Origin of the sequence: Parasphingorhabdus sp. (genome assembly GCF_036964565.1) — a bacterium.
Classification (GTDB): Bacteria; Pseudomonadota; Alphaproteobacteria; order Sphingomonadales; family Sphingomonadaceae; genus Parasphingorhabdus.
This window is the reverse complement of record NZ_JBALTN010000001.1, coordinates 65,137-79,610: the sequence shown is the minus strand read 5'-3', so window position 1 is coordinate 79,610 and position 14,474 is coordinate 65,137. Positions and strand designations below refer to the sequence as shown.

Here is a 14,474-nt window from a genome sequence, read left to right as displayed (position 1 = left end):
TAGAATATTTATTCAATTCGGGCGCGAAGTCCAATCCAAAATGTCCGTGGGAAGGCGCGTTCTATTATTCCGTTGCTATCGAGCGAAGCTTCTACCCTCGCATCGAACAGGTTTTCCACCCGGCTTTCGACCAGCAGCCGATCATTGATGGCAAGCGCCAGCCGTCCATCGACCGTCAGCGCACTGGCAAGGCCCAGCCGATTGACATCATCCTCGAATTGCTGGCCGACATAGCGCGCCGACAGGCTTGCCCCGCTTCCGTTTGGTGCGGTCCAGTCAATCGTTCCCGAGGCATTGTGGCGCGGAACCTGGGCCGGCCGCAAGCCGTCGATCGGAGCCGCAGCGCCGGCGCCATCGACTTCGGCGTCGACATAGGAATAGCCGGCGCGGAGGGTCAGGCCGTCGGTCAGTTCACCGAGATCGAATTCGGCATCTATCTCGATGCCCCTTGACCGGATCGCTTCCAGATTCTGGCGCTGGCTGTAGGTCGCGCCCGCTGCAACAAAGCCGACACCCGGGAAGTTGCCGGGACCCGTGGCCAGCGTGACATTGGCAATGGCGTTGTCGAGCTGGTTGTAAAAGACGGTGACGCCCAGACTGGCAATACCGCTCTCCCAATCGAGGCCGAGTTCGGCGCCCCTGACCCGCTCCGGCTCCAGCAGTTCGTTGGCGGCGGTCGCGTCGTCGCCGACCCGGAACGGCCGGAACAGCTCGTTCAATGTCGGCAGGCGCCAGCCGAGATAGACGGCACCGCGCAGCGACAGCGCCTCGGTCAGATCATAGGCAAGGCCGCCGCGCCCGGTAAACTCGCTGCCGCTGCGGTTGGCGAACCGGTCGTCCGATCGCACCGCGCCGGGAAACGGGCTGATCAGTTCTATCTCCCGGCGAAAGCCGTCGTCGATCGACCAGAAGTCCACCCGGCCGCCGCCGGTCAGGACGAGCGCGTCGCTCGCCTGTACGCTGGCCTCGACAAAGCCGCCATAGGTCGCGGTGCTGCCGCCTGCCCTGCGGCTGCGCCGCGGCGTGTCATTGTCGGCGAAGAAGAAATTTTCCTTGGTCTCGCCCTCGGTCCGCCGCCAGTCACCGCCGATGCGCAGCTCGATGGCGTCGCCCACCGGTGGCCGCACCTCGAAACGTGCACCGAGGCCGGTGGAGGGCACGTTATATTGCTCGAAGACACGGCTGACCGAATTCCGATCATCCGCGACGCCGCCAAAGCTGACGTCGAAATTGCGGATCTGGACATAGCCCAGTGCCGACCATTGCCACTCGGAGCTGCGGTCCACCAGCCGGATGCTGGCGTCGGCCCCGTCGTTGTGATTCTCACTGAAGGCAAAGCCGCGCTCGCGATCGTCGGTGAAGGCCCGGACATTCGCCTGCAATTCGGTGTTCTCCGAAAGCGGCGCAACAAAACGGAGAGCGAGACCGGCCTGCTCATATGCCGCCGGGCGATCGACCGCACCGCGCTGCCCCTCGATGATCGGGATGAATCCGTCGCCGCGCGCATAATTGGCGGAGATGGTCAGCTGTCCCTGCCCCAGCTGGCGGCCGACCAGCAGGTCGGCATCGACGCTGTTGCGGCTGCCGTAGGCTGCGCCCAGTTCGACCAGATCGCCGACATCGTCGCTGAACAGCTCGATGGTGCCGGCAATGGCGCCCTGCCCCTCTGCGCCGCTGCCGCCGCCGCGCGTGATTCTGGCGCTGCTCAGCGGCAGTGCATCATAGCCTGGCCAGGCCACCCAGCCGCCGAACGGATCCGCCTGCGGCACGCCATCCAGGATCAGCAAGGCGCGCGAGGACGCATTGCCGCCGAGGCCGCGCAGCGTGACCCCCTGACTGGTCGGATTGGCGGACCGCGCGTCCGACCGGCGGAACTGCTGCAGTCCCGGAACATCGCGCAATATATTCTCCACCCGGGTCGCCGATTCCATCGGAATATCGATGGTCTTGTAAGCCTCGTCGCCCAGCGAAGCGGGCAGCCCCGTCACGACAATTTCTGATGTCCGCAGATCGGCGAAGACAATGGCCTCATCGCGCCTGTCGGACCGGTCCTGCCCCCATGCGGGAACGTTGCTCGCCAGCAACGGCAGCGCCACAATCCATTTTTTCATTATTCTGGCTTCACGGCTTCCGGAGCAGCCTTCTGAAAAGCCTCCAATGCATTGCACGCCGCATCTATCCGAACGAGTTTGGGAAAGCCGCTCAAGTCCGTTTCGAACCGGCGTGCATTGGCCATTTGCGGGACCAGACAGACGTCGGCAAGATTGGGTTGCTCACCGCCGAACAATCCGCTGTCGGGCGCCATGATCTCCAGCGCCGCAAAGCCTTCTGCGATCCAGTGGCGATACCAGCCGTCGATGGCGTCCTGTGATTGCCCCAGTTCATCCTTGAGATATTTCAATATCCGCAGATTGTTCACCGGATGGATGTCGGCTGCGATAACCATTGCGTGGGCGAGCGTTGTGGCCCGCGCCAGCGGGTCGCGCGACACCATCGGCGGCTCTTCATATTGCGCATCGAGATAGTCGATGATCGCCAGCGACTGGGTCAGGTCATGCCCGTTGATCGAGAGCATCGGAACAAGGCCCTGCGGGTTGCGGGCGACATAGGCCGGCGCACGCTGATCGCCGTCCAGCAGGCTGGTGGGTACGGCGGTATAGGCAATGCCCTTGAGATTGAGCGCGATGCGCACCCGGTAGCTCGCCGAGCTGCGCCAATAGTCGTAGAGGATGATATCTGTCATGCGCCGGGTTTGACGACTGGGCGGCGGAAAAGCAAGCACTGCTGTCCGGGTCTGGCGGGAAGATGGCTAGGAGACGAAGCCGCCATCGATCGGGATATCCCCCCGGGATTCAAGCGATGGGGTCCGCCCGGTTCGCTTCGCCAGTTCTGCCAGCAGCGCCGGCGTCAGCCTGTTCGCCACAGCCGGGTGCACCGCCAGTCGCAGGGTGCCGGTGCCGCGATCCCGCTCCGCCTGCCGCAGCAGCTTGAGCGCCGCGTTGGCTGGCCGGCTCGCCTGCAGGATTTCGGGTACCGATGGCCGGACCTTGCGGCTGACAATCTGCAGGAAACCGAAGCCGTTGATCGCCGTGCGCTCGCAATTGGCCACCATATGTTCGTCAAAAATCGCGGTGACGGCGGAACGGTCCGCCTTGGCGGCCAGCGTCGGAAAATCCACGCCGATATTGCCGCCGATATCGAGCCGCACCAGCGCGGCGGCCATTTCCCTCGCCGCCCGCTTCGCCAGCTCGAACGGCGGCAGCGGCCCGTCGACATCGATCAACATCATCGCCGGGGTCAGCGAGACCAGCAGGCTGCCACCGGCAAATTCGATCCGGCTGCTTTCGGCCTGTTCGACGGCTTCGTGCCAGCCGTGCGCGGCCAGAATATCTTGGTCATGGGCATGAACCTGCCGGACAGGCAGGCCGCTTGCGGTGATTTCCGCCAGCAGATCAGGGCCATCGGTCAGGGTCTGGCCCGGATCCGCCGGCTGGGCTTTGGCTCGCTTGGCCTGGCCGCCGCGCTCGCTGATCGCGGCGCGCGTGATCGCGACCCGGACCGTCTCGCCTTCGGTCAGGCCCCTGGGCAGCGGTTGCAGCAACGCTTCCTGCCCGTCTGTCAGGGTTACAATGCCGGATATCCCGGCGACCCACTGGCTGGTGAATTTTGCCTCGACGATCGCGCCGGCGCGGACCCTGGCGTCGGCACGCTCGATGCGGATCTGTGCCAGCTCGCCCCGTTCCAGCCGCAGCGCGCGATTCTCGCCGATCCCGGCTTCGTAGAGCCAGCCGGTGGCAAGATCAGCCAAGGGGGTAACCGCTGCTGATCAGCAGATTGCGGGTCTCGTAAAGTGGCAGGCCCATGATCCCGCTGTAGCTGCCCGACATCCACGTGACAAATGCCTCCGCAATGCCCTGGATCGCATAGCCGCCGGCCTTGCCCTGCCCCTCGCCGCTGGTGATATAAGCCTCGATCTCGCGCGGCTCGAACCGCTTGAACTTGACGATGCTGTCGGACAATTTGGTCCGCGCCGTGCCATCGGCAGCGATCACGCAGACGGCAGACATTACATGATGGCGCCGGCCGCTGACCAGCTGCAGGAACGCGCGCTGTTCCGCGGCATCCTTGGCCTGCCCCAGGATCCGTCGACCGACCGCCACCGTGGTATCACCGGCGAGCAGCATTTCGCCCTCCGCGCGCTCGACCGCGCCCGCCTTTTCCTGCGCCATGCGCAGCACATAGTCGCGCGGCAACTCGCCCTTGCGCGGGCTTTCGTCAATGTCTGGGGAGATGATGCGGTCGGGCGTGATGCCAAGGCGACCGAGCAGTTCCAGCCGGCGCGGGCTGGAGGAGGCGAGGACCAGTTTCATAGGATAAAATACCGTCTGAACCATCCGCGCCGGGCCTGTCGAAGCCCGCTGCGCAGACGCGCTGCGTGCCGGAAGCCGTCCTTCGACACGCTCGGGACGAACGGCATTACGTCACTTGAAACGATAGGTGATACGACCCTTGGTCAGATCATAGGGGGTGAGCTCGACGAGCACTTCGTCGCCAACCAGCACGCGGATGCGATTCTTGCGCATCTTGCCGGCGGTATGTCCGAGGATTTCGTGGCCGTTTTCCAGCTCGACCCGGAACATCGCGTTGGGGAGCAGTTCGCGAACCATCCCCTTCATTTCCAGTAGTTCTTCTTTTGCCATATGGCGTTACATTTTCCCTGCTATCGCGGCAAACCCGCGTATTGCAGTGCGCCATAACGGCAAATGCGGAAAAAGGGAAGGATTAGCTGCATCTCCCCAAATGATAAATTCTGCCGCCGCTCCGGCAATTTGCCTGCGACAATTTAATACAAAGAAATTATACCATTAGCATGTCCTGCGTGGCATTTCGGACATCCCCTTCCCCCTATTGTCGAGTTGTGAACCTGTTATGATGTCCTCCCCCAAGCTGCTGACCACTGCCTCTCCGTTCGTTCTGGCCGGACTGCTGTTCGCCGCCCCCGCTGGCGCGCAGACCAGTGATGCCGGTGGCGATTATCCGGACGAGGAAATCGTCGTCACCGCCGAGCGCCCGCGCGGCGCGGTGATCACCGATGTCCCGCCCGTCGTCGAGCTGAGCGAGGCGGATATCGCCAGCTATGGCGCTTCCTCGGTGCAGGACCTGCTCGAGGCGCTGTCCTCGCAGACGACCTCGGGCCGGGGTCGCGGCAGCGGCCGGCCGGTCGTGCTGATCAACGGCCAACGCACCTCCGGCTTCCGCGAAATCCGCGATCTGCCGCCCGAAGCGATCCGCACGGTGCAGGTGTTCCCGGAAGAACTGGCGCTGCAATATGGCTATCGTCCGGATCAGCGGGTGATCAATTTCATCCTCAAGGACAATTACACCGGGGTCAGCGTGGAGGGCGAATATGGCATGCCCACGGAGGGCGGCCAGGGGAAATCCGAACTGGAAACCAACGTCACCAAGATCGGCAAGAACAGCCGGGTCAACATCAACCTGGAATGGCAGCACAACACCGCGATCACCGAAAGCGAGCGCGGCATCATCCAGACCGCGGCAGGCGATCAGGTCAATCTCGGCGATTTCCGCACGCTGGTGGCGCCGTCCGACAATGTCGAGCTCAACTCCAACTACAGCCGGCAATTCGCCAACGGCATGTCGCTGTCGCTCAATGGCGGCTATGTCTATGACAAGTCCCGCGGCCTGCAGGGCCTCCCGAACGGCACGCTGCAGGTCGCCGGCGATCCGCTGTTCCGCTATTTCACCGAATATGGCCCGCTCAACCGGGTGCAGGAAAGCAACACCGCCCAGGCCGGACTGACCCTGAACGGCATGTTGAGCGAATGGCAATGGTCGCTGACCAGCGACTATACGCGCGCGCAGGTCGATACCGACACCGAACGGTCCGGCGATATCGGTGCATTGCAGGCGGCGATCGATGCCGGCACCGTCGATCCCTTCGCCGCAAGTTTCGGCAGTCTGCTCGGCGCACCGGGCACCGACAGCGCCCGCGCCGTGAACCAGACCTTCAACAATCTGGCGACGATTTCCGGCAGTCTGCTCAACCTTCCTTCGGGAACCGTCACCACCACGGTGCGGGCCGGCTACAACCGAGAGGATCTGGCCAGCCGGGAAACGCGCAGCGGCATCGTCACCACCACCGACCTCGGTCGCGACCAGCTCAGCACCGGAATCAACATAGACATTCCGCTCGCCGACGAGAATATCGATGTCGTCGAAGCGATCGGCAAATTGTCGGTCAACGGCAATCTCGGCTATGCCGAACTGTCCGACTTCGGCGGTCTGGTGGAATTTGGCTTTGGCCTGAACTGGGAGCCGATCGACGGGCTGACGTTCACCGCTTCCGCCATCGGCGAGGAAGCTGCCCCCGGCATCACCCAGCTCGGCAATCCGGTGATCATCACACCCGATGTCACGACCTTCGATTTTGCCAGCGGCCAGAGCGTCCTGGCGGCGATCACCACCGGCGGCAACCCGGCGCTGCTGGCGGAAAAGCGGCGCGATATCAAGCTGGCGGTCAACTACCGTCCCGAATGGCTAGAGGGTTTCAGCTTCCTCGGCGAATATTTCCGCAATAGCAGCGACAATGTGGCGTCCAGCTTCCCGCTGCTGACCCCGGAAATCGAGGCCGCCTTTCCTGACCGGGTGACTCGCGATGCCAGCGGCCGGCTGATCGCGATCGACCGGCGACCGGTCAACTATGCCAATGTCAGCAGCGAACGGATCCGCTACGGCATCGATTTTTCCAAGCGCTTCGGCGAAGGGCGCGGTGACGGTCCGGGCAGACGCGATCGCGGATCGCAGCGACCCGAGGACCCCGCGCCGGCTGGCGAGGCACAAAAGAGCACGAACCCAGACGCAGCCCCGTCCGCCCCGGGCGAGAATGCACGCCCGACCGGACGGCGCGGCGGACCCGGCATGGGCGGCCGGCCAAGCGGCGGTCGCTGGCAGGTTTCGGCCTTTCACACGATCCGCCTCGAGGACCGCGTCAAGATCCGCGACGGCGTCGACGAACTCGATCTGCTGAACGGATCAGCGATCGGCTCCTCCGGCGGCAGCCCGCGGCACGAGTTCGAGATCAACGGCGGCTGGTTCAACAACGGGATCGGCTTCCGCCTCGACGGCAAGCACCAGATCGGAACCCGGGTCGATGGCGGGCTCACCGGCTCCGACCTGCGCTTCTCCGACCTGACCACGCTCAACCTCCGGCTGTTCGTCAATCTCGACGACCGCGGCAGCCTGACCGAGACCGTGCCGTTCCTGAAAGGCAGCCGGATATCGCTCAAGGTCGACAATATCTTCGACGATATCCAGACCGTCCGTGACGGGGGCGGCCTGGTGCCGCTCAGCTACCAGCCCGGCTTTCTCGATCCGGTCGGTCGCTATGTAGAGATCAGCTTCCGCAAGCGGTTTTAGGCATCCCTTCGCCGGTCGGATGGCTGCGCCCCGATAACGTTTTCGTCATCCTGAAACAAGTTCAGGATGACGAGACTGGGACGAGGCTTGATTCTCCCTTCTCCCGTTAGGGAGAAGGATACAGAGCCTTGCTGAGGAACGAAGCTAGGCGGCGTTGGATGAGGGTGTTCTGCACACCGAAGCACAGAACACCCTCATCCAGCTGCGACTAGGCAGCAAGCTGCCAAGTCTTCGCATCCTTCTCCCTCACGGGAGAAGGAGATGAGGTGAAGGTTTTGAACCCAGGTCCGCCGGCGCAACCGTCTCCGCCCGATACATCCCCATCCCCGGCCGCTCCCCGACCAACTCGGTCAACCGCTTCACGAATTCCCTCGATTCCGGCACCGCGAAATGCGCCGCAACCGCAGCCTCGTCCCGCCACTCCTCGTAATAGAAAAGCCGCTCCGGATCTTCGCAATCCACGTGAATATGGTGCGAGAGGCATCCCGGTTCGGCCCGCGAGCGCGCGCTATGCTCGGCGCACAGCGCGATGATCGCGTCGCGCCGGGCCGGGGGAACGGCGAAGGCGGCGGAAATGATGATCACAGTTTCAGCGTCGCCCGGGTCGTGCTTTTCGACATGACATAGGCCAGCACCGCCGCGATGATCGTGACCATCGCGGTAAAGACCAGCGGCGTGAAGCGCAGATCCGGGGCAGCGGTCTGCAGCAGCATCCCGATCAGCACGGCGGGGACCAGGGTCAGTGCCAGGTGTTTCAGCGCCAGCAGGAAGGGCGCGAACCCGACCCGCCGCTCAGCCGGCAGCCCGGGCATGATCTTGCCCGCCTTGCGCTGCGACACGGTGATGAAGTAGACGATCAGGGTCAGCAGGATGCTCATCAGCACCGCAATACCGACCAGAGTCCCGGCGAGATTGGGATTGCTGTCACCGAGCGGCAGCGTCCCCGGCACAAAGGCCAGATCGCGCGTCAGCCAGTAATTGATCCCCCCGGCCAGCATGATATTGACCACCGCATCCCCCCGCGCCTGCTTCTCGACAAAGGCGTCCATGCTGATCGGTGCGGCGGTGACAACGGTGGCCATGATCTCTCTCCTGCTTTTTTTTGAGGAGAGTGACGGCGGCGGGGGGAAAGTCAAGCGGGATTGGAGTGAGCAATGGAGATTGGGGAGATTCAAAGGATAATGGCGATACCGAAAAGGAAGAAATTGGGCATCCCGTAAATACGACGATCTATATTTATAAGCATAAGGCGAAGATTTTGAGCAGAATTAAGGCGATGGCTTCGGATTAGAGCAAAAAGCCCGACACTGCTTATTGGAACTCACTACGACCCTGTCCCGATTTCCTTCAGCGCAGCATCCTCCAGAAAGGCGCTCCTTGTCATCTTGCGGTTCTTTGCGGCGCTGTCGATCATCCTGACCACGCCGGTGTCGAGCGAGACATTATAGCGCCCGGTCCGGCCGGTTCGTTGCAGATAGGGAATTTGCACGAGATAGGCCCCCTCACTCAGGTCTTCGGCTGCCAATTGCCTGACTTCACTGATTGAACGGGGCGCGATCGCCGCTTCATCCTCGAAATAGAGCGACAGCGCCTCAATTGCATTGGGGATGATATCCTCTTCCCGGTCGGCAGCGGAGAAACAGCCGGGAATTTCCGGAAAGGAAATGCCGAAGACGCTATTCTCGTCTTTGTGGACGACGGCAAAATAGAACATGCTGCTACCCTTTCAAATCCATCCTGCCGCTCGCGCAATGCTGCGCGCAGTACCGAGTGGCAGGTCCTTTTTGGGATGCGGTACAATGATGGTTCTTCCATTTTTGCGATATTTGTGGTGCGAACCCTTCACCGAAACAAGCTGAAACCCATCCGCCAGAAGCCGCTGGATGATCTTCTTGCCGTTCCGCTCCATGTGTATTTATATACACACTCATATTGATTTGTCAAGAAATGCAGCCGTGTCAACGGGCTAGGAGGAAGTCAGCGTTGCGCCAACCGCCAAGCCAGTCCCGGCTTAATGGTGATGGCTCCGCTATGCCCAGTTAAGCAGATGACCGGTGACCAGCAGCAGGCTGCCGGTGATGGTGATCCAATATTCGCCCTGCTCGCCGAGCCCCGGGACCAGTGCGACGGCCAGGCAGACCAGACCGGCCAAGCCCAGCATCGCCGGAACCGCCTGCCCGTGGGACCGATAGCCGATCAGAAAGGCAATCGCCGCAAAGGGAGCAAAAACCAGGAACACCGCCGCGTGAAACAGCTCCGACTGTGCAAATATCCCCAGCAGTCCCGGCAGGACGAGCAGCAGCACCGGCAACGCCAGGCAATGCACCAGGCACAGCAGCGATGCCGAGATCGCGGCGCCCTCGATCAGATCGCTGCCATTTTTATGGAGGCGGGAGATATTTCGCGAGACGGATGACATGAACAAGACCTATATGTTACGTTATATCATTACATATAAGCAGGGCCGGCACGATTGAAAGGGGAAACCCGAGAAAGATAGCTGAGCGGTAAGTCTCCGCCCCTTGCCCCCCAATCCCAGACCCAGATCCCAGACCCAGATCCTTGCCGAGGAGGCCGCTACGGTCGGCGCCGATAGTGGCGCTAGACCCCCAGCTTCCTCAGCACCCGCCAGCCCAGCGCCTTCGCCCGGTTGCGCGCCGGAAACCGCCCAGGTGCCCTGGGCGTCAGCCCCCGCCGCCGCAGCCAGCCGTTAAACGCCCGCGCGTCCGCCTCGGCAAAGCTCCAGTCCGAACGCCAGGTGATCGACAGCGAGATGCTCGGCTCCGGCCCGTTCTGGACAAAATGCGGCGCCATCACCGGTACGAAGATCGCCTTGCCCGGGGTCAGGTGGTGGCGAACGCCCTCGGCCTCGAAATCATCCTGCCAGACCAGATTGCGGTGGCCGCCGAGATGATAGCCCTCGTGGATTTCGTCGGCGGCAAAGCGCGGGTCGCCAGCGGGAAAGACCGTCATCCATTTCTCGCCGCGCAGCTGCAGCAGGATATTATGCTCCGGATCGAAATGATAGGGCGTCACCGCCCCCGGCGAGGACACGAAGACAAAGCCCTGCGGCTTCAGCATCTGCCCGGTCTTTGCCTCCAGGATCGGCCGGATCTCGGCGAGCAGCCCAAGCAGCAGCGCCTCATATGCCGGCACCTGCTCGATATTCTTGAGCACCGCCCAGCTCGCCGCCTGGTCGATCATCCGGATCGTGTCGCCGATGCTCAGGCCATTGGCTGGCACGTCCTCCGGCCGGATCCCGACCGGCAGGTCGCCCGGATTATATTCGACGCTCTTCCCGGGCAGCGTCGCCCCCAGCCGGGCCAGCGCATCGAGCGTCAGCAGCTCGTGCGCCTGCATATGGTGATCGAGCAGCCGCGGCTGCTCGGGATAGCAGGCGTCGAATTGCCGCCGGCCCTCGTCCCCGAACACATGCTGCCGAAAGCTGTCCCTGCCGGAAATCTGGTTCATGCCTGTCCCTCTGTCGGATCGATGATTGTGCGCCCCTTGAGCCTGCCCATCAGCTCCTCGCCGAGCCGCAGACCGCGAAAGACCGTTCGCCGCGAAACGCCCTCCAGTTCCACGGAAAAGCGGCCGATATGGCGGCGGCCGGACCACAGGCTGTCGATCATCGAATGATTTTCGGCCGCGCAGCTGTCCATCCAGTCAAGCTCCGGCCTGTCCAGCAGGCGCAGATTCTCGATCTGCAGCAAGACGCCCGGCGAAAAGCGGGCGAAGGCCTCGTCAAACGCGGTCTTGAACGAAAAGCTGCCGGCGCCGCTGTGGAAATTCACCAGCATCACCAGCGGCGTGCCCTCCAGACGGATATCATGCCGCTCCAGTTGCCCGCCGCGGGCAGCCCCGCGCAGCACGTCGCGAAAAAATTCCCTTGTCTGATCGGAGGAATCGAGCGCGGAACCGCCATAGCCTTTCCAGCCCTGTCGCTCCAGCTGCAGAAATTCGTCGATCCAGCGGTCCAGATCCTCCGCGTCGGTGCGGTGATGGAACGTCACATCGCCAAGCTCCGCCAGGCGCTTGGTCTGTCGCCGCAACTCCTTGCGCTTCTTTCCGCGCACGGTTGCCTCGAAATAGGCCTGGGAGCCGAGATCGCTTTGCAACAGCGCCCGCGCCTCGCTGTACACCAGATCGCAGCGCCGCTTCTGTGCCCTGGCCACCACGCGAAGGGCCCGGTCCAGCGGTCCGCCGATCGTCATGCCGTTGATATGGAGAAAGCCCGGCCAGTTGCTGCCGTCGAGGACGATCAGCAACTGTTCCCAGAACGCCTGTTCAAACCCCTTGCGGACCAGCGGCGTCCCGAGAAAGCAATTGTGGTGCATCCAGTTCTGGACATGCGGCACCGGCCAGCGTCCGAACCGGCTGTCGGGGCCAAGCGGGAGCAGGCCAAGCAGCAGGGAATGACCGGGCTCGCCGGCCCACAGCAGGAAGAGCCTGAGGTCCGGATGATGGTCGAAACGTTCGAGCCCCGGGCGGAGAAACCAGTGTTCGTAGAATATATTGGGTTCGCTCGCCGCCATGGCGAGGTCGCCCCAAGCTTCGGCCAGACGGGCATCAATCTGGCCAGCCGGATGCAATATCGCCTGGCATTCGGATGCGGCCAAGCCATCGCGAAACCGGTTCGCACAGATATCCTTGCCTTCAAAACTCTGCAGTCCACTCAAATCCATCTGCCTGCTCGCACCGTCCGTTCAGGCTCTCCAGCTAGCGGAAAAGGGGTAATATGTGATTAACGCCGTCCGCGCGGTCTTTCGGGATCGGCAGTCAGAAAAAACCCCGCCGGAATTGCTTCCGGCGGGGTGGAAATTGGTGATCGGTCGCCCTTGGGTCCGGCGGCCAATCCGCGTTGCGGCTTTGCTTTTACACCCCGCCCTGCGCCGCATAGAGCGCTGCGAGCAGCAGCAATGCGACGATATTGGTGATCTTGATCATCGGGTTGACGGCAGGACCAGCGGTATCCTTGTAGGGATCGCCGACCGTATCGCCGGTTACCGCTGCCTTGTGCGCTTCCGAACCCTTGCCGCCGTGATTGCCGTCCTCGATATATTTCTTGGCATTGTCCCAGGCCCCGCCACCGGCTGTCATCGACAGCGCGACAAACAGGCCGGACACGATCACGCCGAGCAGCAGCGCACCCAGCGCGGCAAAGCCGTTGGCCTGCCCCGCGACAGCGGTGATCGCAAAATAGACCACGATCGGCGCCAGCACCGGCAACAGCGATGGCAGGATCATTTCCTTGATCGCCGCCTTGGTCACCAGATCCACGGTCCGGGCGTAGTTCGGACGCGACGTACCCGCCATGATGCCGGGATCACTCGCAAACTGCTCGCGGACATCTTTCACGACGTCGCCAGCCGCGCGGCCCACCGCTGTCATGCCCATCGAGCCGAACAGATAGGGCAGCAACGCACCCAGCAGCAGGCCCACGATCACATAGGGATTTTCCAGGCTGAAGCTGACCTCGAGGTTCGGGAAGAACTCCTTCAGGTCAGCGGTATAGGCCGAGAACAATACCAGCGCCGCCAGACCGGCAGAACCGATGGCATAGCCCTTGGTCACCGCCTTGGTGGTGTTGCCGACGGCGTCGAGCGCATCGGTCTTGTTGCGAACGCTTTCGTCCAGGCCCGCCATTTCGGCGATGCCGCCCGCGTTATCCGTCACCGGTCCATAAGCGTCTAGCGCCACGACCATTCCGGCAAGCGCCAGCATCGCGGTAGCGGCAAAGGCGATACCGATCAGACCGGCAAGCTGGAACGCAATGACAATACCGACAACGATCACCAGTGTCGGCAGCGCCGTGGCTTCCATCGAAATTGCCAGACCCTGGATCACGTTGGTGCCGTGGCCGGTTTCCGAAGATTTGGCGATCGACCGCACCGGACGATATTGCGTGCCGGTATAATATTCGGTGATCCAGATGATCAGGCCGGTAACGGCCAGGCCGACCATCATCGACCAGAACAGGGCCATGCCGGTAAACCCGCCGGTTCCGTCAAGCGCGACGCCAATCGGCGTGTTCATGTCGCCGAGCGTCTGGAAGGTAACATAATAGATCGCCGGGATCGAAAGCACCGCAGTGGTGATGAAACCCTTGTACAGCGCGCCCATGATATTGGTGCCCTTGCCGAGCCGGACCATATAGGTGCCGATGATCGACGTCAGGATGCAGACACCGCCGACAATCAGCGGCAGCGCCATCAGGTCGGCCAGCATTGTGCTGCCAACCAGATCGCCAAACAGCAGCGCCAGCAGCACCATCGTCGCACCGACGGTCACGACATAGGTCTCGAACAGGTCGGCCGCCATGCCGGCGCAGTCGCCGACATTGTCGCCGACATTATCCGCGATGGTCGCAGGGTTGCGTGGATCATCCTCGGGGATGCCGGCTTCGACCTTGCCGACCAGATCGGCGCCGACGTCTGCGGCCTTGGTGAAGATACCGCCGCCAAGCCGGGCAAAGATCGAGATCAGCGAAGCGCCAAAGGCCAGCGCAACCAGCGAGTCAATCACCGTGCGGTCATTGGCCGCCATGCCCATCTGGGTGGTCAGCACGTAGAAGAAGATCGAGATGGCGAGCAGCGCCAGACCCGCGACCAGCATGCCGGTCACCGCGCCGGCGCGAAACGCGACGGTCAGTCCCGTCTGCAGGCTTTCGCTGGCACCCTGGGCGGTGCGGACATTGGCACGAACCGAGATGTTCATGCCGATATAGCCCGCGACGCCCGACAGGATCGCGCCGAGCAGGAAGCCGACCGTTGAAATGGTACCGAGGAAGATGAAGACCAGAACCGCGACGACGATGCCGACGAGACCGATCGCGCGATATTGGCGGTTCAGATAGGCTTGGGCGCCTTCTTGGATCGCGCCCGCGATGGATTGCATTTTTTCGTTGCCGGCCGGCGCATTGAGCACCTGGCGGCTGGTTATGAAGCCGTATAATATGGCGACAAAACCGCATAAAATTGAAATGGTGACAACCGTCATCGCTGCACTCTCCCCTATGGTTCATACTAAAACGCCCC

At 62.6% G+C, this 14,474-nt stretch carries 14 protein-coding genes; 1 reads left to right on the top strand and 13 read right to left on the bottom strand.

Going from position 1 to position 14,474, the window contains the following annotated elements; translation table 11 throughout:
* Positions 1-8: 8 nt before the first annotated feature.
* From V7650_RS00330 to infA, 5 genes are all read right to left on the bottom strand, one after another.
* Positions 9-2,111, bottom strand: coding sequence for a TonB-dependent receptor (locus V7650_RS00330; RefSeq protein WP_335654250.1), 2,103 nt, complete (start codon positions 2,109-2,111; stop codon positions 9-11).
* Positions 2,111-2,743 (bottom strand): maleylacetoacetate isomerase, encoded by a 633-nt coding sequence (gene maiA / locus V7650_RS00325; RefSeq protein WP_335654249.1) that lies wholly within the window; start codon positions 2,741-2,743, stop codon positions 2,111-2,113. The genes V7650_RS00330 and maiA overlap by 1 nt, the downstream gene beginning before the upstream one ends.
* A 66-nt stretch (positions 2,744-2,809) precedes the next feature.
* Entirely contained in the window at positions 2,810-3,808 is a 999-nt protein-coding gene (locus tag V7650_RS00320) for a ribonuclease E/G (protein WP_335654248.1), read from the bottom strand.
* Entirely contained in the window at positions 3,801-4,370 is a 570-nt protein-coding gene (locus V7650_RS00315) for a Maf family protein (RefSeq protein WP_335654247.1), read from the bottom strand. The genes V7650_RS00320 and V7650_RS00315 overlap by 8 nt, the downstream gene beginning before the upstream one ends.
* Positions 4,371-4,481: 111 nt before the next feature.
* Positions 4,482-4,700, bottom strand: a complete 219-nt coding sequence (gene infA, locus V7650_RS00310) for a translation initiation factor IF-1 (RefSeq protein ID WP_066742521.1) — start codon at positions 4,698-4,700, stop codon at positions 4,482-4,484.
* A 229-nt stretch (positions 4,701-4,929) separates the two neighbouring features.
* On the opposite strand from infA, the gene V7650_RS00305 reads away from it, so the two are divergent.
* On the top strand, positions 4,930-7,437 hold the full coding sequence (locus V7650_RS00305; RefSeq protein ID WP_335654246.1) for a hypothetical protein: 2,508 nt from the start codon (positions 4,930-4,932) through the stop codon (positions 7,435-7,437).
* A gap of 246 nt (positions 7,438-7,683) precedes the next feature.
* Here the strand turns inward: V7650_RS00305 and V7650_RS00300 are convergent, their stop codons facing one another.
* From V7650_RS00300 to V7650_RS00265, 8 genes are all read right to left on the bottom strand, one after another.
* Positions 7,684-8,022 carry a putative quinol monooxygenase gene (locus V7650_RS00300; RefSeq protein WP_335654245.1) on the bottom strand — a complete coding sequence of 113 codons (339 nt, stop codon included), beginning with the start codon at positions 8,020-8,022 and terminating at the stop codon, positions 7,684-7,686.
* Positions 8,019-8,519, bottom strand: a complete 501-nt coding sequence (locus tag V7650_RS00295) for a hypothetical protein (protein ID WP_335654244.1) — start codon at positions 8,517-8,519, stop codon at positions 8,019-8,021. Before V7650_RS00295 ends, V7650_RS00300 begins: the two co-directional genes overlap by 4 nt.
* Positions 8,520-8,761: 242 nt before the next feature.
* Positions 8,762-9,151: a type II toxin-antitoxin system HicB family antitoxin gene (locus V7650_RS00290; RefSeq protein WP_335654243.1), complete on the bottom strand. Its 390-nt coding sequence runs from the start codon at positions 9,149-9,151 to the stop codon at positions 8,762-8,764.
* A 12-nt stretch (positions 9,152-9,163) separates the two neighbouring features.
* Positions 9,164-9,346, bottom strand: a complete 183-nt coding sequence (locus tag V7650_RS00285; protein ID WP_335654242.1) for a type II toxin-antitoxin system HicA family toxin — start codon at positions 9,344-9,346, stop codon at positions 9,164-9,166.
* A 120-nt stretch (positions 9,347-9,466) separates the two neighbouring features.
* On the bottom strand, positions 9,467-9,856 hold the full coding sequence (locus V7650_RS00280; RefSeq protein ID WP_335654241.1) for a MerC domain-containing protein: 390 nt from the start codon (positions 9,854-9,856) through the stop codon (positions 9,467-9,469).
* A gap of 182 nt (positions 9,857-10,038) precedes the next feature.
* Positions 10,039-10,908 (bottom strand): transcriptional regulator, encoded by an 870-nt coding sequence (locus V7650_RS00275; protein WP_335654240.1) that lies wholly within the window; start codon positions 10,906-10,908, stop codon positions 10,039-10,041.
* Positions 10,905-12,116, bottom strand: coding sequence for a GNAT family N-acetyltransferase (locus V7650_RS00270; protein WP_335654239.1), 1,212 nt, complete (start codon positions 12,114-12,116; stop codon positions 10,905-10,907). The genes V7650_RS00275 and V7650_RS00270 overlap by 4 nt, the downstream gene beginning before the upstream one ends.
* Before the next feature lie 196 nt (positions 12,117-12,312).
* Complete coding sequence (locus tag V7650_RS00265; RefSeq protein ID WP_335654238.1) at positions 12,313-14,436, bottom strand: sodium-translocating pyrophosphatase; 2,124 nt, start codon at positions 14,434-14,436, stop codon at positions 12,313-12,315.
* Positions 14,437-14,474: the final 38 nt, after the last annotated feature.

Bases quoted from the DNA above. Each gene is read 5' to 3' on its own strand.
- V7650_RS00330 (WP_335654250.1), bottom strand. From the start codon at position 2,111: ATGAAAAAATGGATTGTGGCGCTGCCGTTGCTGGCGAGCAACGTTCCC.
- maiA (WP_335654249.1), bottom strand. From the start codon at position 2,743: ATGACAGATATCATCCTCTACGACTATTGGCGCAGCTCGGCGAGCTAC.
- V7650_RS00315 (WP_335654247.1), bottom strand. From the start codon at position 4,370: ATGAAACTGGTCCTCGCCTCCTCCAGCCCGCGCCGGCTGGAACTGCTC.
- infA (WP_066742521.1), bottom strand. From the start codon at position 4,700: ATGGCAAAAGAAGAACTACTGGAAATGAAGGGGATGGTTCGCGAACTG.
- V7650_RS00305 (WP_335654246.1), top strand. From the start codon at position 4,930: ATGATGTCCTCCCCCAAGCTGCTGACCACTGCCTCTCCGTTCGTTCTG.
- V7650_RS00295 (WP_335654244.1), bottom strand. From the start codon at position 8,519: ATGGCCACCGTTGTCACCGCCGCACCGATCAGCATGGACGCCTTTGTC.
- V7650_RS00290 (WP_335654243.1), bottom strand. From the start codon at position 9,151: ATGTTCTATTTTGCCGTCGTCCACAAAGACGAGAATAGCGTCTTCGGC.
- V7650_RS00285 (WP_335654242.1), bottom strand. From the start codon at position 9,346: ATGGAGCGGAACGGCAAGAAGATCATCCAGCGGCTTCTGGCGGATGGG.
- V7650_RS00280 (WP_335654241.1), bottom strand. From the start codon at position 9,856: ATGTCATCCGTCTCGCGAAATATCTCCCGCCTCCATAAAAATGGCAGC.
- V7650_RS00275 (WP_335654240.1), bottom strand. From the start codon at position 10,908: ATGAACCAGATTTCCGGCAGGGACAGCTTTCGGCAGCATGTGTTCGGG.
- V7650_RS00265 (WP_335654238.1), bottom strand. From the start codon at position 14,436: ATGACGGTTGTCACCATTTCAATTTTATGCGGTTTTGTCGCCATATTA.